General features: G+C 38.2%; 15 protein-coding genes and 1 pseudogene. 9 read left to right on the top strand and 7 right to left on the bottom strand.

Annotated elements, in window-relative coordinates; translation table 11 throughout:
- The first annotated feature begins 10 nt into the window (after nt 1-10).
- The 4 genes from ACFIKX_RS02755 (at nt 11) to ACFIKX_RS02770 (ending at nt 4418) form a co-directional block, all read left to right on the top strand.
- Nucleotides 11-463, top strand: coding sequence for a hypothetical protein (locus tag ACFIKX_RS02755; RefSeq protein ID WP_375629193.1), 453 nt, complete (start codon nt 11-13; stop codon nt 461-463).
- Entirely contained in the window at nt 460-1599 is a 1140-nt protein-coding gene (locus ACFIKX_RS02760) for a tail fiber domain-containing protein (protein WP_375629196.1), read from the top strand. Before ACFIKX_RS02755 ends, ACFIKX_RS02760 begins: the two co-directional genes overlap by 4 nt.
- Nucleotides 1596-2600, top strand: coding sequence for a phage tail protein (locus ACFIKX_RS02765; RefSeq protein WP_375629199.1), 1005 nt, complete (start codon nt 1596-1598; stop codon nt 2598-2600). The genes ACFIKX_RS02760 and ACFIKX_RS02765 overlap by 4 nt, the downstream gene beginning before the upstream one ends.
- A 1332-nt stretch (nt 2601-3932) precedes the next feature.
- The gene (locus tag ACFIKX_RS02770; RefSeq protein WP_375629202.1) at nt 3933-4418 is read left to right on the top strand and encodes a hypothetical protein; all 486 of its coding nucleotides are present in this window, start codon (nt 3933-3935) and stop codon (nt 4416-4418) included.
- Nucleotides 4419-5580: 1162 nt separating this feature from the next.
- Here the strand turns inward: ACFIKX_RS02770 and ACFIKX_RS02775 are convergent.
- Together ACFIKX_RS02775 and ACFIKX_RS02780 are read right to left on the bottom strand one after the other, a co-directional pair.
- Nucleotides 5581-5874 (bottom strand): hypothetical protein, encoded by a 294-nt coding sequence (locus ACFIKX_RS02775; protein ID WP_375661199.1) that lies wholly within the window; start codon nt 5872-5874, stop codon nt 5581-5583.
- A 184-nt stretch (nt 5875-6058) separates the two neighbouring features.
- A pseudogene (locus tag ACFIKX_RS02780) lies at nt 6059-6154 on the bottom strand (DUF4102 domain-containing protein); the annotation flags it as partial.
- Nucleotides 6155-6646: 492 nt separating this feature from the next.
- On the opposite strand from ACFIKX_RS02780, the gene ACFIKX_RS02785 reads away from it, so the two are divergent.
- Together ACFIKX_RS02785 and ACFIKX_RS02790 are read left to right on the top strand one after the other, a co-directional pair.
- Nucleotides 6647-7090: a hypothetical protein gene (locus tag ACFIKX_RS02785; protein ID WP_375610680.1), complete on the top strand. Its 444-nt coding sequence runs from the start codon at nt 6647-6649 to the stop codon at nt 7088-7090.
- A gap of 1692 nt (nt 7091-8782) precedes the next feature.
- On the top strand, nt 8783-9556 hold the full coding sequence (locus tag ACFIKX_RS02790) for a DUF4167 domain-containing protein (protein WP_375611688.1): 774 nt from the start codon (nt 8783-8785) through the stop codon (nt 9554-9556).
- A gap of 1534 nt (nt 9557-11090) precedes the next feature.
- On the opposite strand, the gene ACFIKX_RS02795 is transcribed toward ACFIKX_RS02790, so the two are convergent.
- The 4 genes from ACFIKX_RS02795 to ACFIKX_RS02810 all read right to left on the bottom strand — a co-directional run bounded on the left by ACFIKX_RS02795 (nt 11091) and on the right by ACFIKX_RS02810 (nt 14758).
- Entirely contained in the window at nt 11091-11540 is a 450-nt protein-coding gene (locus ACFIKX_RS02795; protein ID WP_375629205.1) for a hypothetical protein, read from the bottom strand.
- Between the two features lie 44 nt (nt 11541-11584).
- A complete protein-coding gene (locus ACFIKX_RS02800) occupies nt 11585-11950 on the bottom strand; it encodes a hypothetical protein (RefSeq protein ID WP_375629217.1) in 366 nt (121 codons plus the stop codon).
- 977 nt (nt 11951-12927) lie between these two features.
- On the bottom strand, nt 12928-13941 hold the full coding sequence (locus ACFIKX_RS02805; protein ID WP_375618002.1) for a sensor histidine kinase: 1014 nt from the start codon (nt 13939-13941) through the stop codon (nt 12928-12930).
- A 22-nt stretch (nt 13942-13963) separates the two neighbouring features.
- A complete protein-coding gene (locus ACFIKX_RS02810) occupies nt 13964-14758 on the bottom strand; it encodes a response regulator (RefSeq protein ID WP_375607013.1) in 795 nt (264 codons plus the stop codon).
- A gap of 168 nt (nt 14759-14926) precedes the next feature.
- On the opposite strand from ACFIKX_RS02810, the gene ACFIKX_RS02815 reads away from it, so the two are divergent.
- The 3 genes from ACFIKX_RS02815 (at nt 14927) to ACFIKX_RS02825 (ending at nt 17347) form a co-directional block, all read left to right on the top strand.
- Nucleotides 14927-15130 carry a NepR family anti-sigma factor gene (locus tag ACFIKX_RS02815; protein WP_375610684.1) on the top strand — a complete coding sequence of 68 codons (204 nt, stop codon included), beginning with the start codon at nt 14927-14929 and terminating at the stop codon, nt 15128-15130.
- A 7-nt stretch (nt 15131-15137) separates the two neighbouring features.
- A complete protein-coding gene (locus ACFIKX_RS02820; RefSeq protein WP_375611691.1) occupies nt 15138-15692 on the top strand; it encodes an RNA polymerase sigma factor in 555 nt (184 codons plus the stop codon).
- Nucleotides 15693-15916: 224 nt separating this feature from the next.
- Nucleotides 15917-17347, top strand: coding sequence for a sensor histidine kinase (locus ACFIKX_RS02825; protein ID WP_375611692.1), 1431 nt, complete (start codon nt 15917-15919; stop codon nt 17345-17347).
- An 899-nt stretch (nt 17348-18246) separates the two neighbouring features.
- On the opposite strand, the gene ACFIKX_RS02830 is transcribed toward ACFIKX_RS02825, so the two are convergent.
- Entirely contained in the window at nt 18247-20235 is a 1989-nt protein-coding gene (locus ACFIKX_RS02830; RefSeq protein WP_375629211.1) for a M23 family metallopeptidase, read from the bottom strand.
- Between the last annotated feature and the right edge of the window lie 431 nt (nt 20236-20666).

Raw genomic sequence — 20666 nt, forward strand, 5'->3', positions numbered from 1 at the left:
AGCTAAAATTATGATACAAGAGAGTCAAGATTTATATTCTGCTTATCTGACAGAGCAGTGGCCATGGGAAAAAATAGCTCCCTATCAAGAGGCTCTCAATGCTGCATTGAAAAAATATGTTCAGCGCTTTCCGGATGATGTTTGTCTGGAAAAAATTGCTGAAGAAATCGCTACAGGACAAGCACAATTGTGGCTGGTCTTAAAAAATAAAATCCAATTTAGTGCTTTTGCAATTACCAAAGTTGAAATAACCCATACGGGGAAAAAATGCGTTGTTCTCTCTGATCTTGCTGGAGAGGGAGGGCTGAAATTGGTCAAGTTGATTGATGAAGTCGAAAAATGGGCGCGAACAATCAATGCTGAAGAAATGCACATGTTTGGAAGAACTGGATGGGCGAAAAAGCTCGCTCATCACGGATATTCTCGTAATCTTATTCAATATAGAAAGGTTCTGAACCCATGAGTAGAAAAACCACACCTCAAGTGCAGACAACAACACAAACAAATGCTCCACCTGCTTGGGCGGCTGATATTCTTAAACAAGCCAGTGCTGATGCACTTGGACTTTATAATAAGGGAATTGGCGGAAACGTTTATCAGGGAGACAGAGTCGCTGGTCTTAGCAATATGACAAAAAATGCGCTGACCGGTTTACAACAAACAGCAGGGCTCTATAACAATCCAACGGTAACGCAATGGTTGAATGCCCCAACCAACAGCGCTACAAATCTTTCCGGTATGGCTAAGGGAAGCTGGATTGGAAGCAATAGCAAATTTAATACTGCATTGCAAAATGCTCTGAATAAAACGTCCGATGCAATTAATCAATCGATGTCGGGAGCGGGACGTTATGGTTCTGGGGCTCATACTGGTGTGCTGGCCGATGAGTTAGGCGCCTTGGCAACAAATGCTGCAGCACAGCAATATAATCAAGATATTAACAATATGATGAATGCAAACCAGATGATTGATCGCTCTCAGAACGATCAAGTTAATGCGGCAAATAGCTATTATCAAGGACAGAGTAACGTGCAAAGCAATGCTTTGAAAGGGGGTATGATTCAAGATATAAACCGCCAAAATGTCTTAGATGCTGAACGCCAAAAATGGTCAGAAAAAGATAATCAAGATTGGAACCGATTGCAAAGTTTGTTACAGGTAGGAACACAGGCTGCTGGAAATTACGGAACGACTTCAGGAAAATCCACGACAATGCCTTCTGTGACAAAAGATCCATTGCGTGATGCGCAGCAAGTACTTGGATTGGTCGGAGGAATTTTAGGGCTTTGTGATGTGAGAGCAAAAGAAAATATTATCCCTGTGGGGCAGAAAAAGGGATATCCACTTTATACCTTTAATTATAAGGGAAATCCACAACGTTATCAGGGCGTTATGGCGCAAGACGTGTTGCGTGTGAACCCTGAAGCTGTTTATGTCAATGCGAAAACAAAGTTATTGCATGTTGATTATGACAAAATAGGACTGAAAATGGAAAAAATGAAAATGGAGAAAATATCGGCATCTAAAAATAAAATTGCGGCTTTCTTTTCTTCATTTTTTGCTCGTTTTCCCTTTTTGAAAAAAGAGTATCTTCTATGAGTTCGATTTATGATTGGTCAATTGTTGCATCAGAAAATGCTTATGTCGACGAGAATATAAACTGGGCAGAAGGGCAACCACCAAGCACAGTCAATGATAGTGCTCGCGCTATGATGCAACGCATCAAAGAATATTTGTTGGATAATGGGGGCGGGATTGAAACACAGTTTACTGTCGATGTGAAAAATGAGACAACGTCACTTCGTTTGGCAACAAAGTCTTTTTTTGAGACTTATATGGATGGCATTGTTGTGCGCTTTAAAGCACAAGGCGTCAACAGAGGAATAACAAATATTTCTTTAAATCAATTGCTACCAAGACCAACTTATATGGCAACGCCAGAGGGTATTATGCCTTTAAAGGGCGGGGAAATTCAAAAAGGGGGGCTTTATGAAGTCGTCTATACGCGTGATATTGCCGGAAAAAATGCTGATGGCTGGTTTTTAACCAATCCTACTATAAAACTTCCTGAAATTCCGCCCTTTCCTCCTTTGCCTGAAACTTTTTCTTCTGGATTTATCGGGACTTTTGCTACAGAAAAAATACCCTCTGGATGGTTACTGTGTGATGGTAAAGAATATTCGCGAAGGAACTATGCCAATCTCTTTGCTGTTTTGGGAGAAACATGGGGAAAAGGAGACGGGAGAACAACATTCAATGTTCCCGATTTGCGTGGAATGTTTTTACGGGGGCTCGATAGTGGAAAAGAAATTGATAAAGGACGTCGCTTGGGAAGCCGACAAGAAGAGTCTTTTCAATCCCATACCCATGAGGGAAAAACAGATTCAACAGGTAACCACCAGCATAGTTATCCAAAGATTGAAAAAAAGATTCTATACTACAATAGCGGGACTTATACAGAGGATGTCGCTATGGTGTCTTGGACTGGTTGTTTGACAGCTCCTGCGGGAGAGCATGAACATAAGGTCTTGTTGCAAAAAACAGGGGGGGATGAAACACGCCCCGTCAATATGGCGGTAGTTTATGCTGTCAAAGTCTGAGAATGAAAGCTGTATGAGAGAAAGATAAAAATGCTAAAATGTTTGTTATGAAAAAAAGTCTTATTGAATATATTGTGTAGAAAGTTTTGATGCGCTTTAGAAAAAACTTAACTCTCTTTATTTTTTGTGCTGCCTTTGTTGAATGTCTAAAGGTAAGTTTGCCTATTGTTCTTTAGAGGATCAAGACAGTGATTATTGAAGGTAGGGGGAGAACAAAAAAACTTTCTTTATTCATGGCGTTTTTTGCTGAGGAATAAAGATTTTATCCCAAATGCCTCTCTCTTGTGGTGTCGTGATCCATTATTTCAAGTGCTGGGTTTAAACCGCTGCTGTGCGATGACAAAAAAACCATGGGTAAATTTTATCCTATTATACTGTAAAACATCGTCATTAAAACACTATTATTGAAGGTGGTGATATCAGTAAGATAGCTTAAAGTATTTAATACATTAGCAACTGTTCTGGGGAGGATTTGCTTGGTTAAGTATTATGCAAGTGAATCATATAAGTGAGCAGCAGACGGAATCCTTTCAGAGGAGTTGGATTGTTTACAAACCGATGTAGGGCTAAAATCTTCGTCCTTTGAGGTGGTGGGAAGAGGTCAACGGATATGTTTATTTAAAGCGAGAAAAGGCAAAATGGAGCGCTTTCTTTTTTTAGCGTGTAGGAAAAAAGCCACTCTTTGTTTTCAAAATGGACGCACTGTTGGCAAGAGCAGCAGGTTGGCGATGCGTTGTAACGTATGGTGAGGCATTGAACTCTCTGAGATGGCATTTTGTGCTTATCAGGCAACTTCTTGAAACAGGATGAGAGTGATACGAGAAAATCTATAAGACAATAGTTTATCCCGTTGTGTTGTAAAATACCATTGTTTGAGATGCGGTTAAAATTTTATGCATGGGGTGTTTTTCGTCTGTGCGTATTCCTAACGCAGCATTTTTTGTAGAGTAACTCTGGACAGGGGATACATTACAAGGATGCGTTTGAAGGGGGAAGCCAAGTCAAATCTGTTAGATAAGAAGCCAGATTGTTTACAAACCATTGTTTATTGATTGCCATTATTTAAAGACCGGTGTGGGCTTTGTCCTTTTGGGAAAGGTTGATACAGCATGCAAGGTGATATGCATTTCTCTTTGGTTTTAGGTGGTAAAATCATCATTTTAGGTGGAAAACAGAGTATAATCTAAAAAAATACCTTGTAAAAATTTTCGATGAGGAAATTTTTTTCAAAAGCTTTTCATATGGTTTTCTGAGAAATGCAAGAGCCGTACAACGAAAAAAGAGATGCAAATGCCTTAATAACGCGTTTAGCTTATCAAAAAGGGGGATATAATGGCACTTTTTCCATTTTCTATTGCTGATATTGATGATCCGGAATGTATTCGTGTGGTTCTTTATGCTAGCGGAAGAATGGGACATGCTCCTTTAAACGCATTGTTGAAGAAAGCATATGAAGATATTACAAAAATTGCAAAGCGCATGGATGCTTTAGAAAAAAAATTAAATGCTCTAGATCTTACCAATGTCGAACAGAAAAAAAATGAGAAAGAAGAGAAGCAAGACAGTATTAATAGTGTTGTGAGTGGTGGAATAACGACACCAAACAGTTTTGTGAGCGCACCAGAAATTAAAACAGAATCATCGTCCGCTGGAGACATATTTTTTTCTCCAATATACGAGGCGCCAAAAATAGACTACAGCTCTTTTATTTCAAAATTTACAGCACATAAACCGCTAGAAATACACAGTAGTGTTACTCAAAACATCAGTGTTGAGCATTCTAGAGAGATTTCTTCTTTGTTAGATAAGGAAAATTAGAATAGAGTGATCATAACAATATGTATGGGGTGAAGCTATAGATCAGATAAACCTAATTTATATCTTCGGTGGAGCCTGGAATTGCACTCTGTTTGAGATGTTAAAAAATGGTAAAAATTGATAGAGAAGCGTTGTTGCTGGATAAGTTGATCATGCGTTGTTGGGGAGAGTAGGGCGCATATTGAAATCTAAGGGTAAGTTTTTAAAGCCTACAGAGCAAGGAGCCATGCCCAAATAGAAACGCATGGCAAAAGAAGCTTTAAAAAGATAAAAAATCTTGCAATCATTTTAAAAAGCTTTTGGATAGAGCGTTTGATGATTTTAACTCTATAAATAATTTGCGGTTTTTACGCTTTTTTAAAAGAGAAAAAGTGCAGATCCTCGCAATTTTAATTTGTTAAAAATCCCATAAAAAGAAAATGTTAATTGCCAAAAGGACAAAAGCAGAAAAATGCCTATAAAAAAATCATGCGTATCGTTGTGTCTTTTCTTATAAAGAAGAGAAATGCTGTACTGTTGGAGCAGGCTTGAAGGCTAACGTTTTACTTGTTTTCTTATCAGACAAGATTGTACAAGCGGTTGTTGATTTGTCTTATCCTGTTTATGCTGTAAAGACTGTCCTTTCAGGTGTGATGATATAAGGCAAGTCTCTTTGTAAGAGCTTCCATGATACAAAAAGTGTTTTTTAAAGGGCGTGGCAAATATTTAAGGCAGGCTTATTTGTTGAGCTTTAAGTTTAAATCAATCACATGTGAGAAAGCCAAATGGACCCCACTGCAATCTGGGCTGTTGATAAATCAGATTGGGTGAAGAATCTTCATCTTTTGAAGTGGTGGATGCAAGTCAAGAAAAACCAGCTTTTACAAGCGTAAAAGAACGGGTCTTATTATAATTATGGACTTAAATCATGTGTGTTTTTTCATGGATTATATTGAAATAAAGCTACAAAGTATTTTGATTTATTTGATACGTTTTTATTTTAGAAAGTGTATTGTTATAAACAGCTCTCCTCAATACGAATGTATCATTATTTATACTCTTTTTGGATATTTTTATAAATATAATTAAAAAGCTTGCAATACTATACGTTTTGTGTATAAGTATTTATTATTGATTTCTTTTGTATTTTATTTAGTTATATCTCTATTCATAAGCCGCGCCTTTAAATGGTGCGGCTTTTTTTACTTTCTAATAACAGGGGCGCTATATATTTGTTATTGAGATGGCTTTGGATATTTTTCTCATTATTGTATTTTGTGATTTCATTTTGCAGTGAAATCTTTAAATTCTTGTGTGTTTTATCCCAATAGGGAAGATTCAAATAAAAATGCAGGCGTCTGGGTTTGGTTTCTTTGCTTTGGTTGGGGGGCGTTGAATAGTTAAAGAATCTTTGTGATTGTTTGACGGAGAATGATATGAGGTGAAGCATAAAATGGTGGCGCATTTGAAGGGCCATTATCATACATGCCAGCATGGTCAAAAATGCAAATGTGTCTTTAACAGTGTTTGTTGATCTCGATTAGAAAGTCCATTCTTTTTTGTTAGGAGTTTTACATCTATAATCTCTTATCTTGTTTTAGCGACTGCTTTTTGAGGGGGCGGTAATAGAAGGCGTATAAGATTTTATATATGAAGTGTTTGTGTGGTGAATAACGGTAAATCCATTGAGCACTCCCATCTTTACGCTTATGTAGAGGCAAGCCCGCACCATTATTGTATTTTCTAGCTCCCAATATTTACGACAGCCTTGGTTCGTGAGATGCTTCATAAGAGCCATATGCCTTTCTTATACAGTTTTTAATCCACATGCTAGCTCCGCTTGTAACTTGTAAGCAACATGGTTTTGATTGTTTCAATAGAAAACAAACTTCGGATGAGAGAATCCTATGGTGTTCGGGTTTCTCATTCAACATGTAAAACAATAAATATTCTTTATAAATCAATATGACATGTCTTAACAAAGACGAATTGTTTATAGATCCGCATGGATGAAGAATCTTCGTCTTTAAAAGTGGTGAGAGAAAATCATCAGCCCTATTTTTTCATAAAGGGCATGAGAAAAGTGTTTCATAAGAATTATATACGATAAGAATTATACGGTAAAAAAGAGAGTCTTTTGACATAAGAGTCTTGATCGTTTGCGGCTATAACCTGTATTGTGTACACAGATACTTCTATCATTTTTTGCTGTAAAAGCTTCTCTTGGGATATTAAAGGGTACAATCTTTATGGAAAAAAGAATCCGAGCAAGACAAAAGGCTTATTTCAAAAGATTATATCGCAAGATTGCTTTTGTTTGCATAATACTTTTTTGTATAGTGTTTTTGTGTTTTGTTGTTGCAAAGGTGGTTAGTTATTTTTCTTCTCATAAAAAAGTAACACAACAAGCACCCGTTGAATTGGTTATTCCTGTTTTTGATCTACGCGTATATTGCAAGGAAATTTCTGCCTCCGTTATGCCCGATATGAAAAGAGAGGTTTATCAGCATTGTCTTAATTTGGAAAGTGAGGCCTATTTTGCTATTCGTGAAATGTGGGATAAGCTTTCTGATAGTGCTAAAAAACAATGTTTGACGAGGGTCCGTCCTGGGGATGGAAATTATTTTCTCTTACGAGACTGTTTTCTGAATGAAAGAGAAAATAAAACAGGCAAAAGGCGCAATTACTTTTAAGTTTTTATATGGAAAGTTAAAAGGATGCGAATTTTGATAAAAAGATAAAAGCCTCTTAAATGACTATCTGCCTCAAAACCAATAGCAGCTTGATTTATTTATCTTGTTATATCGCACTTCTTATTTAAGGTGTGGCGACATAAGGTATGGATGGCCTCCTTGAAATGTTTAAGGGGGCGTGGTGGAGTTTCAGGAGGGTTTGTTGCGCTTTTTGAAGGGAAATAACGAGTGTGGGAAATCCATTTCGTAATGGTTTTGGTGAATGGTATAATGGTAAAACCCTCATGAATGTATAAAATTTATAGAGCATGTTCATCTTTATGGTTTAAAAAAGAGTAAGCTGGTACTATCTCACACTTTGCTCGCTCCCAATGGTGCCTCTCGACAGCCCTTTAGCCTTAGAGACGGTTCATAAGAGGCACTTTTAGTCTTTTTATCGTTTTTACTCCACGCAGGTTTTCCCACATGTAACATGCAAGAAAAAGAGATTGATTCAACAGCAAACAGATTGAGGATGAAAAATCCTACGATATTAATTTTCTTACTCAACACAAAAAATATGAATTATCATTACAAATCAATTCAGTGTATGAATTTTATAAGTATTTTCATTGTTGACAGACCAGTGTGATTTGAGAACCTTCCTTCTTTGAGGGTGTAAGTCAATAGACATGACAAAAATGAGTAAAAAAACATTCCTTTTATAAACATTTGCCGCTTCTTCATGCGTAAAGCGCTGTGCTGGGTTTAAAAATGTGCTTGTTTTATAATTCTAGTGTTCTTTATCAGAAAATTCCTTATCAGAAAAGATAAGTAAGGAAATACGTTAGGCCATTCTTATTGATAGGCTTTGAGGAGGGTATTTTTTTGAGAAGAAGCTGATTTTTAAAAAAGTGTGACATATTGGTCGTTTTTTTCATAATTTGATATTTTTTTGTATTTAAATATTTTGTTTTTAAGCTCAATTTGTTATAAATAAAAACTGTGATTAACTTAAAAACTCTATGGGTTAAAATAAAAATTGATAGTATCATTGACTTGTTTGGGAAAGAAGATTGATCTCTTGGTGATTATAGGGCTTGAATAATACTTCGTGTTAATCTATCTATAAAAGTTAAGAGGTTTTGTGAGGCGATCGTGGATTATCGCTCGCAAGGGGTTGCTTTAGCGATGAAGAGAGGCTATATTTATAAAATAAAGAGGTTCGCGCAGTGACTCGTTGGGATGGAAGTGCTTGTGAGTTAAATGCACGAGGGGGTAGAGAATATCGGCGTTTTTAGGAGCGGTGGTTTTAGAGCAAAAAAGGAAGCTTCTACTATTCTCTGGCAGGAATTTTTTCTTTGTCAGGTGTGTTATATGTGTGTTTTCCTTTTTGTTTTCCACAAGATAATTATTTTTTTAGTGAAATATGGTTTATTTTAAAAAAAACACTTGGCATTTTACGTGAACATCATTAGGTTTCTGCTGTTTGACAGAGAAAAAGGGAATTTTTGATTTACGATTTCCCTGCTGTTTTGTGATTTTCAAGAAAATATATGCTTTTATCAATATCAGTAGGGTTCGTTTGAGTGAAATAAACGCGGATAGCTTGATAATCGTATGTTAAACATGATCAGCATTATCAAAAGATAATGTAATGAGGAAGCGTCAATTAAGACACACATAAGACAAACACTCCAAAAAGGGATAAAGATGAGGCCACAACAAAATAGACGGGTACGCGGTCGCAATAATAACAATAATGGTAATAACAATAATAATCGTCGCGGTCCTAATCCGTTGTCTCGCAATTATGAAAGTAGCGGTCCGGATGTTAAAATTCGCGGGAATGCTCAGCAAATTGCCGATAAATACATAAGCCTTGCGCGTGATGCACAAGGTGCAGGCGATCGTGTTATGTCGGAAAATTATTTACAACATGCCGAGCACTATTTGCGTATTATTTTAGCAGCAGCTGGGCAAATGTCTCAATCGGTTCGGCGTGATGAAAATCGTGGTGATGAAAACGAAAATCGTGATGAAAACAATGGGCAAGAATGCGGTGAAATAAATCTTGATGGTGAAAAAAAGGATGCTGTCGAGGGTGATACAGATGTATTACAAATGTCGTCGCAAAAAAATGGCAATGGCCAATATGATAAAGCGCAAAATGGGGATGCGCGTGAAAACGCTTTAGAGGCTCTATCGGATGAAAAAACAGATCAAGAGCACTGCCTCTCTGAGAAAAATGTTGAACCTGTCAAAAAAATACGTCGTTCTCCTCGTCGACGTACTGTACGGACTCAAGATGAATCATCTCTTGAGCTTTCACTTACAACAGCAGAAAGCTCTAGCAATGGAGATGCATCAACAGCAACAAAAACAGCAACAAAAGAGGATTCTTCTTTGCCTGGATTAGGTGAGGGGATACAGAGAAAACCACGCCGTCGCCGAGTGGTCAATCTTGAGGCAGAGGAAAATGTTTAAACCTGAAGGGTGCTGTGTAAGCGCGCTTATGTGGTGATGTTATTGGTATCATGATAATAAATTATAATATGCTCAAGAAGCTTCTTGCGCTTTCCTTGAGTTTTCACGGGGCTGTATTGAGACTTAACGAAGGCTGTTGACAGAAAAGATTGCCTCTTTGCTGAGATTTAAGTAAGGGGATACAGGGGAAGATGCGTCGTCGCTCAAGTGGTCAATCTTGAAGCAGAGGGAAATGTTTAAACCTGAAGGGGGCTGTATAAGCGCTTGTGGTGATGTTCTTGGTATCATGATAGTAAATTATAATATGCTCAAGAAGCTTCTTGCGCTTTCCTTGAATGTTCACGCGCAGTATCAGGAACTTAACCAAAGGGTGTTGACAGAAAAGATTACCTCTTTGCTGAGATTTAAGTAAGGGGATACAGGGAAAGATGCGTCGTCGCTCAAGTGGTCAATCTTGAGGCAGAGGGAAATGTTTAAACCTGAAGGGTGCTGTATAAGCGCTTGTGGTGATGTTATTGGTATCATGATAGTAAATTGTATATACTCAAGAAGCTTCTTGCGCTTTCTTTGGATTTTCACCGGCAGTATTGAGACTTAACAAAGGGTGTTGACAGAAAAGATTGCTTCTTTGCTGGGATTTAAGTGAGGGAATACAGAGAAAACCACATCCGTGTATTTTAAGAGGCAGTTCTTTTATGAAGAACGCAATGTCGTTGTTTTATTTAATTCACACTTATATTCAATGTATTCATGCCCATTTCGCACTGGTGTTCATGAATTCTATCATGTGAAATCCATCGGTTATCTTTGCTTAATAAAAGATGTAAACTGGGCGTTATTGCTTTAATTTTCAATGTTGCAACAGTTCTTCTTTTGATACCTGATCATTCATAAGAGGTATTTTATTCATCCATTTCCTTGCTGGGATATGTAAAGAAATGATTTTGATTCAGTTTCTTACGAACAGATTTGAAAGGGAGAATCTTACAGTATTTGAGATTCTCGTTTGACATGCAAAATAAATCATCACTATAAATTAATATGTTGAATTTTTGCACTCAAGAAGAGGTATTTCTTGCACGTTTATTAGCTTTTCCCAAGTGATGTCATTTTCTTAAAATGGGAATGCGTTGACAGAAAGGTTTCTTCTTTTCCAAGATTTAAGTGAGGGGATACAGTAAAAAACGCGCCGTCGCCCGTGTGGTGAATATTTAATGCTTATCACATTGATTTATAATAATAATTCATTGTTTTGAATGTTGGGTGAGAGCCCCTAAACCCCTAGGATTCTCTCATTTCCAAATTTGTTCCATGTTGGATCAACAAAAACCATTCGCTTGCACGTTGCAAACGGGGAGAGCCCGTGTGGATAAATTTGTATAAGAAGGAATAAAAATGGCTCTTATGAACTCTCTCTAGGGCCAAGGATTGTGGGCAACATCCACGCGCTGGCAAAGCGTGTGATAATGCCGGCTTGCAGAAAATGTTTAAACCTTCAGGATGCTATGTTAAGCGCTTATTGATGTTAGTTTTCTTAATGGGGCATTATCTTCGCTCTCTCTTTTGTTGTTTCAACAGAAAGAATGGAGACAAGTGCACCGGTATGATAATTGTAAATCATAAATTTTGTTTGTCCGTCAGGGGTTAAAACTTTCAGTACAATATTGTGTTCTGAGAGGCTTTGCGACAAAATCTGTGTTTTTTCCGGTAGAGAGAGCGTATGATGGATAACGTGTGGGTTTTTGCTGAGAGAGGAAGATAGCTCTGTTTGTTTTGGCGCTGATCCGGTTTTTATCACTTTATAAACAATTAAAAACAGTACGGTTAGAATAAGGAAAAGCGTTATTAAAACGGAAATAATCATTAAACCCATAAGTTTTTTTCTCACTCGTTCTACGGCAGGGTCTAAAGGGAGATCTTGAGGCAGAGAATTTTGCTCTGTGTGATGGTCTTTTGAAGGTTGCATTCGCTTATTATCCATCATGTCTTTCATTGATTATTTTTTTGAGATCTGATGGGTTTATGCTTTTAAAGTTTTTTGTGCAAGAGGTTTGTGGAAGAAGAATGCAAAAGAGGAAGCGATGTTGGTAAAATATCTTCTTTGTGGACTGTAGACACCTTGTCCTTTACGTTTTGGCTTTTAAGAAGAAAATTTCCATGGTTTGTTACAGACCAGATCAAGTTTACTTCTTGTTGATGTAAACTGGGTTGTACGTTTATACATTGAGCAAAAATTTGTTGTCCATAAAGTGCAAACTTTTTTGTGGACGGGACCATGGCCTGTTCACAAGCTTGAGCCGTGGGATAGATTTTAACCATTGTATTGTTCGAATAGCAACTATTAAAATCATCTGTACATGAAACTAATAAGAGGATAAAAACAAGGGGATTCATCAATTATTTTCCAAATGACAGGTTGACAGAGCGGACTCCAATTTGTCAGCCTAGGGGCTTCTTCACTGTTAAACGCTTTCACAGTTTTTTAGTTCCCCTTTGAGATGCGGGTTCTATAGTGAATTAATCAAAGTCATTGGCTTGCACGTCATAAAAGGGTGTGTGTGGGGGCTCTATGTTGGTGAGTAATATTTGAAAAAAGACTGAAATGCCTCTTATGGACGCTCTCAAAGGTCAATGGCTGTTGTAACATGAGAGACAAATGGTATGATGATGCTCAGCTACTACTTTTATGAAGTGAAAAGGGGTATGAAGGTAAAGAAGGACGTGGCGTAACAAGGGGCGGTTTTGATGGTTCACTTTACGGGGGCTATTATATCTTATTTACAGATACTGTTTTGAAATGAGCGTGGATGCGCTGGGAAATATTAAAAAAGTGCGTGAATGAGGAACACAAGTGTATTCTGTTTTAGGATGCCCTATTGTAACTGAAGAGGATATCTCCATTAAAGAATGCGATAAATAAAAGCATAAAATGTGTAATTTACATCAATTAATTGTCGTTGTCGTGGATGCTTTAAGCCCGTAAAGCTGAAGAGTGATGATGGATATTAGCTTTACTCCTTGAAATTTCATATTCTGCCAAAATAAAATTATATACGCATTGCGAAAATTACACAAAAAGAGATGGGTAACAGGCTCGCTTTTATTTTGCATATAAAAGCTGAAACGGTTTGCTCTTTATCGTTTTGGTTTCTGTTTTAAAATATGTCGGTTATATGAGGGATGGAAGTTGATTGACAGCGGGAATGGATTTTATGTGGCTTTCAGTTTTTATCGTTAAAGTTTTGGGGAACTATTGGGGGATAATAGAGGTTGGTGTAAAGGGGTTGAAAATATCTTTGTGCTTAATAAACAGATGAGACATTTTGCTAAAAAAGGGGAAAATTCTCTTGTTCATTGTTTAAAATGCTCTTTTAAGAAAAAATATCAAAATAAGTATCAGGAACAGAGAGGCAATAGACAATTCCTTCTTGTGTCAATTTGAGAGAAGCTGAACCATTCACGGAAATGGGAACGATTTTTTCGAGAACGGCACTACCAAAACAGGCTTTTTTATTGTTTGTGGGAGGGATGCCGGATTCAAAATTTTCATGCCAAGTGATGATAAGTTGCGTTTTGCCATTCAGTTTTGTTTCGATTTCACAGCGTACACAGATGCTCCCCTTTTCTTGGGAAAGGGCTCCAAAAGAAAGAGAATTGACAATCAGTTCATGAAAAGCCAAACCGATATGCAAAGCGGCATTGGGAAAAAGATAAGGATCGACGCCTTCAAGTGAAAAACGTTCTGTTTCTTTCATAAAATAACCTAAAGCCTGCGTTTGGACCAATTCGCGAAATTGAGCACCGCGCCAATCGGAATCAGTGATCAGATCTTGAGAATGAGAAAGAGAATGAAGACGACCTTGAAATTTTCGTAAAAAAACCTGAAGAGATTCAGTATAGCGGGCGGTTTGGCTGGCAATACTTTGAATGATCGCTAGAAGGTTTTTAGAACGGTGACTGACTTCGCGAAGAAGGATTTTAAGCACTTGTTCACGGCGGCGTAAGCCGGAAATATTGACACCGGTGGTGATAATACCAATAATGTCTTCGTTATCATTGCGGTGGCAATCAATAGAAAATTTGTACCAAATCTCTTGTTTGTTTGTATCTTCAAAACGTGCTTCAACAGTTTGCATTTTGCCACTGGCTAAAACTTGCAGTTTGATGGTTTCCATATTGTCTGCAAGGTCAAGCGAAAAAAAGTCGCTGTCACGACACCCAACCCGCCATTTATTGTGCAAATGATGTGGCAAGTTTTCAGCCCATAAATAAACCAGATTTGTTGCCTGATAGAGAACGCAAATATCAGCACCACGAATCGCTTGCATGAGCGCACTCATATGAGATCTATCCATGGGAGGCTTTGAAAGAGGCGTAACGATCATAATTTTAAGATGTTACCCTGTTCTAAGCCGCTTTAGAAGCATTCTCTTGAAAAAATAAAGCTTGGGAAATAAGCGCTTTCACCATATCAGGGTTAAAAGGTTTGGTCACTAAAAAAGTTGGTTCTGGACGCTCGCCAGTGAGAAGCCTTTCGGGAAAAGCCGTGATGAAAATCACTGGTATACGGTCATTTTTCAAAATCTCGTTGACCGCATCAATCCCTGAACTGTTATCGGCTAATTGAATATCAGCCAAAATCAACCGTGGTTTTTTCTTATGATACATGATGACAGCTTCATCACGCGTGCGCGCTATTCCTACAACATGATGACCTAGGCTTTCTACCATTTGCTCAATATCAAGTGCAATAAGAGGTTCATCTTCAATAATCATTACTTCAGTGGCAATTTGTTGAGAAATATCAATGGATGCTTGGTTGAGAAGCTTGCGAAATTCTTTCGTATCCAGATTCATGATTTCGCTGGCGTCTTGTTCATGAAATCCTTCAACGGCAATGAGCAAAAATGCTTGGCGTGCACGGGGCGTGAGATAGGATAATTTGGCACTGGTTTTTTGTTCAAGACCAAATTGGGGCAGGGGTTCAGGGATGTTTGGTGTGGTTTGGTCAAAAAGATGGCAAAAAAGCCAATAGGTACCAATTCGGTCAGTGGAGGCTTTGGGAAAAATGGAGATGTCGGCAATGAGTGCTTCCAACATCGCTGAAACATAGGCATCGCCAGAGGATTGGCTACCGGTGACAGAGCGGGCAAAACGCCGAAGATAGGGAAGATGCGGGGCAATGCGCGTTGATAATGACATAATTTATAACTCCTTTGACCTTTCAAGCATTTTGTTGGTTGAAATTCTCAACCGATAAAAAAGTTCCTTGATTTGTATGGAACTTTTTACCGGCAGCTATATTTACAACCATAAGGCGAAAAATTCTTCGCGGTGCTACTAGTAATATATGGATTAGGGGGATGAAAAATGAACGACCGTGATGAAAAAAATCTCACCACACAATTTAGAGTTGGAGATGATCTTCTCGGGGTCAATAGCGAAATAGCACGGAAGTTACGTCAATTTTACATGGAAATTCAAGAAGAAGCACTGCCACGGTGTTTGCTTGAGCTTTTAGAAAAGTTGGAGCGCGCAGAGCAATTTGGCTTAAACAATGTGGAAAAGGTTTGAATCCTTTATGTCAAAGTGCGCGAAAAACTTTAAACAAGAACTCCTTTCTGTGTTGCCGGCTTTACGAGCTTTTGCTGTTTCTTTAAGTGGCAAGCACGATAAAGCCGAAGATTTGGTCCAAGATACTGTTATGAAGGCATGGGCTAAGCAAGATAGTTTTGAGATGGGAACTAATCTTAAAGCTTGGCTTTTTACCATTTTGCGCAATGAATTTTATAGTCAAATGCGTAAAAAGGGAAGAGAAGTTCAAGATACCGACGGCGTGTTTACTCAAAATGTCGCTGTTCATCCTGCTCAATATGGATCACTTGATTTGCAAGATTTCAAAAAAGCCTTAAATTTGCTTTCTGCCGATCAAAGAGAAGCCATTATTCTCATTGGCGCATCGGGGTTTTCTTATGAAGATGCTGCGGCTATTTGTGGTTGTGCTGTTGGAACCATTAAAAGCCGTGTGAGCAGGGCGCGTAATCGATTACAAGAACTTCTTAAAGTCAATGGTGAGTCTGATTATGGTCCTGATTCTTACTCAGCTGGAAGTACATTGTGTTCATTTAACGGCTAAAAAAGCATAATAATTATGATCGATAGCCTTGTTTTTTTTATTCCCGTTATAGCTATTACAGTAAAGTCAGTATCTGAGGGAATTCAGAAGTTTGGCGTGTATCTTTAAGAACACAAGAAAAGCCTGTATAAAACTTTCTCACGGGCTTTAGGTTTTATGTTCCATAAGGTTGCCTTCCTTTGTGCTGAAAAATGACGACTTTCAAGTTCGCCAATGGACATTCTATGACAACAAAAACAAATTTGATGCCTCAAATGCCTTCTTCTGATGCAACGATATCACGCTGGCGGTGGGGTGCGATTGTTGTTTCTCTTGTTATGGCTCTTTTGGCATCGGTTTTTATTATGTTGCTTTCAAATGCCGTTGATCGAGAAGTCGCACAGTTGAATACAAGTTCAGAATTGCGCGAACAGGCTGATTTGGTCCTTATTAGCCTGATTGATATGGCTGTTGCTGACCGCAGCTATGCAAAAACGCGCAAGGCGGAAGATAAAATACGTTTTGAAAATGCAGAGCGGGAGTTGGGGAATATTCTCGACTATATCGCACTTATTGTTTATGCGCATCCGCAGTGGTATAAATGGTTTACGGCTTTTAAAGAAGAGGTTGAAGCACGAAAAGCCTTTATGAATGCCCATATGCGTGCTCTTGATGCGATTCCTGAACAACCTTCTCAACCTTCTCATGCGGACTCTTTGGAAGTATCAAAGATTCCTGTAGCACGTTTAGCTCAATTGATGACAAGCTTTATTAATGGGGATGATGTGGTGCGACAAAAACAGCGTGAGGGTATCGCATTGATGCGGGCGGCTTTGACATTGGCGGCTATTGTTTCCGTTGTGAGTACCTTTATTTCTGCCTATTTTGTTATTAATCGTTTTCATCGTGATATGCGCTCTTTAAAATTGTATCAATTGCTGCTTCATAGTGAAAATATCGCTCTGGAAGCCCGCGTGAAAGAACGAACACAAGAATTAGAAAGAGCACGTAATCACGCTGAAAAAGAACGCCAACGGGTTGAAATATTGTTGCAGGATGCAAGCCATCGCATTGGCAATTCTCTTGGGACGGTGTCTTCTTTGTTGGGGCTCCAGTTAAACCGGAGCAAAAATGAAGAGGTCCGTGCTGTTCTAGGGGCTGCACGTGATCGTATTCAGACAATTTCTACAGCACATCGTCGTTTGCGCTTAAGTGATGATATGGAAACGACACTATTGGCAGAGTTTCTCAGCTCTGTTGTGCATGATGTCGAATTGGCAGTCCCTTTTGAATTGCGTGAAAACATCACCATTCACACCAACTTTAAAGATTGTCGCCTGTCTTCAAGAGATGCGACAACACTTGGAATTATCCTTGGCGAGTTGCTAACCAATTCCTTAAAACATGCCTTTCCTGATCAACGGTCTGGTCATATTTATATCTCCTTTGGTCCCCAGAAAGATGGACAATTGATGCTCATTGTAGAAGATGATGGCGTGGGAATGAAAAGCCAAACTTTAAAACAAAAAACAGGACTTGGTCGTGTGGTCGTGGAACAGCTCTGTATGCAATTTGGTGAAAAACCTCTGTTTGAAACTTCTGCTTTAGGAGGCACAAAGATTGTCATTCCTTTGCCAAAACTTAGCATGAATAGTTCAAAAAAAAGCTCTGACTGATTTTTTAAAAGGGTAAATTTTCTCTTTTCTCGTGGTAAGCTGCCTTTCATTCATCGTGAATGTATGGGGAGGGCATCTTTTCACAAGAAGAAGGAAAAATACGGCTTCAGTAGCGCGAACACAGCACCATTCATATCAGATTGTCAATTGCCTTCAAGAGAAACAACTTTGCTTCTTTATCTTTTGGTGTAATGTTTGATTTTCTCTCTTGTTGTTTTTTTGCTTTGTTGACTCCGATGATCGGCTTTCAAAGTTCTCCTTGTCTGAGAGCTTTGAAGTGCTTAAGTTAGCTTTTAAATTTATTTTGAATAAGTGCTCCTTTAAGCCAATAATACTTATATTCGTAAGCTCTATTGCTTTGCAAAGAGAGAGTTTTTTCAAGTTTTGTTATTTTTTGTAAGGCATGTGAAACTTTAAATATGGGGTGTTTTTGTAAAAGTGTGTAACGAATACTCTTAAGGTAAAACGTGCTCAGAAAGTTCATGAAACACCGTCCTTTAGGGCTATGAACAGCATACATTCAACAAGTGGAATCTATTCAACAAAAAGTCGGGTTGTTTATAGAATGATATGGATTTTAGAATCTTCATCCTTTAGCGGGCACCTCTTTGATTTGAGATTTTATTGCATGGCAAATAAGGACGGGCTATCGTTTTGATAAAATAAACAAAAAGAGTTAGCCTTTTGGGGTTTCATATTTTTCACTTTTCTATTGTGCGTAAACCTGAAAAGGGGAGGGCGTTTTATTTTTAATCATTGTGATGCGACCTTGGGTGGTGGCATCTTTCGGCGTATTCTTTAATAGATATTTAAAATGCGGAAATCTCTTTGAGAAAAGTAAGCGCTCAAGCATATTTTTTAGATGTTTTGAGTCGTAAAAATGCAGATGCTTTCATGCTTTAAGTCTCTTCGGAGGGTGCTATTGGGCTGTTGATCAAGGCATCAATGTTGTTTTTTTCTTGTAGGAATGTTTGTAGGTCTTGATTGGTTAAGGCTTTGCTATCCGGTATACGAATGCGCATGGGATCAACCTTGACGCCATTGACAATGATTTCAAAATGACAATGGGGTCCGGTTGCCATTCCTGTTGATCCAACATACCCAATAATTTGTCCTTGTCGTACTTTCACGCCTGGTTTGATGTCTGGTGCATAACGACTTTGGTGTGAATAACTGCTGACATATCCATTGGCATGTTGAATTTCCGTATGGTTTCCATAGCCGCCTGTTACGCCTACTCTTGTAACAATACCATCTCCTACAGCAATAATGGGTGATCCTTTAGGAGCAATCCAATCAACACCCGTATGCATGCGGACATAGCCTAAAATAGGATGTTTGCGTGGACCAAAGGGAGAGCCAAAAATGCCATTTGGTGTGGGTTTGCGCAACAAGAAAGGTTTTGAACTTTTCCCTTCAGAATCATAATAATCAACGCTTCCATCTTTTAATTGATAACGGTAATATTTATAAGTTGTATTCCCAAAAGTTGCACTAATATAACGAATTTCTGGATCAGCGTTCTTGGATGCTTCCTTTGCTTTCAAATTCTTTTTGCCGTTTTTGTTTTCTTTATCGCTTTGTGGTACAGCATAAAATATTTCGATCTGATCATTGGGTGTTATCGGACTTTTCATATCAATATTGGTGGCCAGCAGACGAATAAGACGATGAGAGAGAGATTGTGATATATTATGGCTTAGCAAAGCACTATAGAGTGCATCATAAGCCGTTGGTAATTGCGCGCTATTGATATAAGAATGTGGAATACCATTTTGAAAAGCCGTTTTAAGTGCTTTAGACATTTTAGGCTCTGTGCTTTCAATGAATTGGCCTTTATCATTCAGGGCAATGGTGAGAACATGATGCATCCCTTGATAGATACTTGCGCGTACGAGATGGTCTTCTTCACCAGCTTGTGTCACGATACCAATGCGTAAAAGGCTTCCCTCTTTAAGTGAATCGGAAAGGCTTATTTTTTCTAGCGTTTTTACAACCTGGTCAATTTGCTTTTTTGTATAACTGGTTTTTTTGAAAGCATCGGCTATCGTTTGTTTTTTACGAATAGGAATAATATCTTCAACATAGTTTTTCGTCAGATCGATACGGTGACTTTGAGGAGAAACGGTTACATTTTCTTGAACGATTCGAACTTCAGGGGATTCTGTGCCTTGGGAAGGGGAGGATACATCTTCTAATTTTAAAGGATCAATCAATGTGAGAACTGAAAGAAGTTCGGAGCTCTTTTCTAAAGTAAATCCAGCTTTTTGTACTTCTTGTTGTGCCTCTTCATCTGTCAATGTGTCGCTGTCATCAAAATCGAATTGATTTACCTTAAAATCATAGCTGCGTAAGGTGAGTTTTGTTTCAACCTTTGCTCCATAAATCTGCCCAGAATCTTCTTGTGGTGCGATATTTTGATTTTTCGTATCACTAGCAAGAATGCTTAAAGAATCAAATTTTGGATAGCTATATTTCTGGGGGCGATTTTCGGCTAAAGCCATACGAATCCATTCAAAATGTTGTGTTTGAATGACTTTTTCATCGCCTTTTTTTTGTAGAATCGATAGTTCAAATTGACGTTTTCTGTCAAAGCTTTGCCTTGCATGGGTGGGAGAAATACGATCACCTTTATAGCCATTGGCCTCAGGGTCTTGTGATTCTGATAGGTTTTCTTGCGTAAACCATTGTGGCGGTGTTACCAATCGCTGTTGTTCATCAAGAGCCGTAAAAAGTGCAATCCCCATAAGAATGCAGGAAGTGATTCCTGTCAGAATGGTTCCCGTAAGCCAACGAGCAGAGACCTGTCGGCGCGCAGGCCGCAAGCGCTTGACGACAAGAGCAGGGTCTTGTCCAGGATCGTTTTTTTGTTGTTCGTTATCCCACATAGATTTATAAGAGTACTTTTCAATATTAAATAAAGAAAGCTAGATAGATAGCTTAGCATGCTTCTACAGGAATTTGATTCTTTTTACAAATTACAGATCATGCGATTCTCTTTATACAGCAATGTCTTTATAAATCGTATCTGCGCAGAAAATTTTCTCTATTAAAGTAGCATAAAACAAGCGTTATTGTGATTAACTCATTCCTAGGCAACTTCCTATTTTTATGCATTGCAATGGGGTGCTATATTTTACTTTAAAGGCGCCATGCTCTCTTTGAACTCCTTGCTGTTTTCATGTTTTATTTTTATGAAGGCAGATTTTGCCTATAATTGCTTGTTTCCAATAATGTCTTGAAATAGGATTTTTTGTTCAATATTTTATTGGTAAAGTTTGGGTTATTTTATTTAAAAAAAATAAAAAATGATATTGAC

Source organism: Bartonella sp. CM86QHHN, from assembly GCF_042194695.1.
GTDB lineage: Bacteria > Pseudomonadota > Alphaproteobacteria > Rhizobiales > Rhizobiaceae > Bartonella.

Coding starts and splice junctions, on each gene's coding strand:
- ACFIKX_RS02800 (WP_375629217.1), bottom strand. CDS start 11,950: ATGAATCCCCTTGTTTTTATCCTCTTATTAGTTTCATGTACAGATGAT.
- ACFIKX_RS02825 (WP_375611692.1), top strand. CDS start 15,917: ATGACAACAAAAACAAATTTGATGCCTCAAATGCCTTCTTCTGATGCA.
- ACFIKX_RS02815 (WP_375610684.1), top strand. CDS start 14,927: ATGAACGACCGTGATGAAAAAAATCTCACCACACAATTTAGAGTTGGA.
- ACFIKX_RS02790 (WP_375611688.1), top strand. CDS start 8,783: ATGAGGCCACAACAAAATAGACGGGTACGCGGTCGCAATAATAACAAT.
- ACFIKX_RS02795 (WP_375629205.1), bottom strand. CDS start 11,540: ATGATGGATAATAAGCGAATGCAACCTTCAAAAGACCATCACACAGAG.
- ACFIKX_RS02760 (WP_375629196.1), top strand. CDS start 460: ATGAGTAGAAAAACCACACCTCAAGTGCAGACAACAACACAAACAAAT.
- ACFIKX_RS02830 (WP_375629211.1), bottom strand. CDS start 20,235: ATGTGGGATAACGAACAACAAAAAAACGATCCTGGACAAGACCCTGCT.
- ACFIKX_RS02770 (WP_375629202.1), top strand. CDS start 3,933: ATGGCACTTTTTCCATTTTCTATTGCTGATATTGATGATCCGGAATGT.
- ACFIKX_RS02810 (WP_375607013.1), bottom strand. CDS start 14,758: ATGTCATTATCAACGCGCATTGCCCCGCATCTTCCCTATCTTCGGCGT.
- ACFIKX_RS02775 (WP_375661199.1), bottom strand. CDS start 5,874: ATGGCCCTTCAAATGCGCCACCATTTTATGCTTCACCTCATATCATTC.
- ACFIKX_RS02805 (WP_375618002.1), bottom strand. CDS start 13,941: ATGATCGTTACGCCTCTTTCAAAGCCTCCCATGGATAGATCTCATATG.
- ACFIKX_RS02785 (WP_375610680.1), top strand. CDS start 6,647: ATGGAAAAAAGAATCCGAGCAAGACAAAAGGCTTATTTCAAAAGATTA.
- ACFIKX_RS02755 (WP_375629193.1), top strand. CDS start 11: ATGATACAAGAGAGTCAAGATTTATATTCTGCTTATCTGACAGAGCAG.
- ACFIKX_RS02765 (WP_375629199.1), top strand. CDS start 1,596: ATGAGTTCGATTTATGATTGGTCAATTGTTGCATCAGAAAATGCTTAT.
- ACFIKX_RS02820 (WP_375611691.1), top strand. CDS start 15,138: ATGTCAAAGTGCGCGAAAAACTTTAAACAAGAACTCCTTTCTGTGTTG.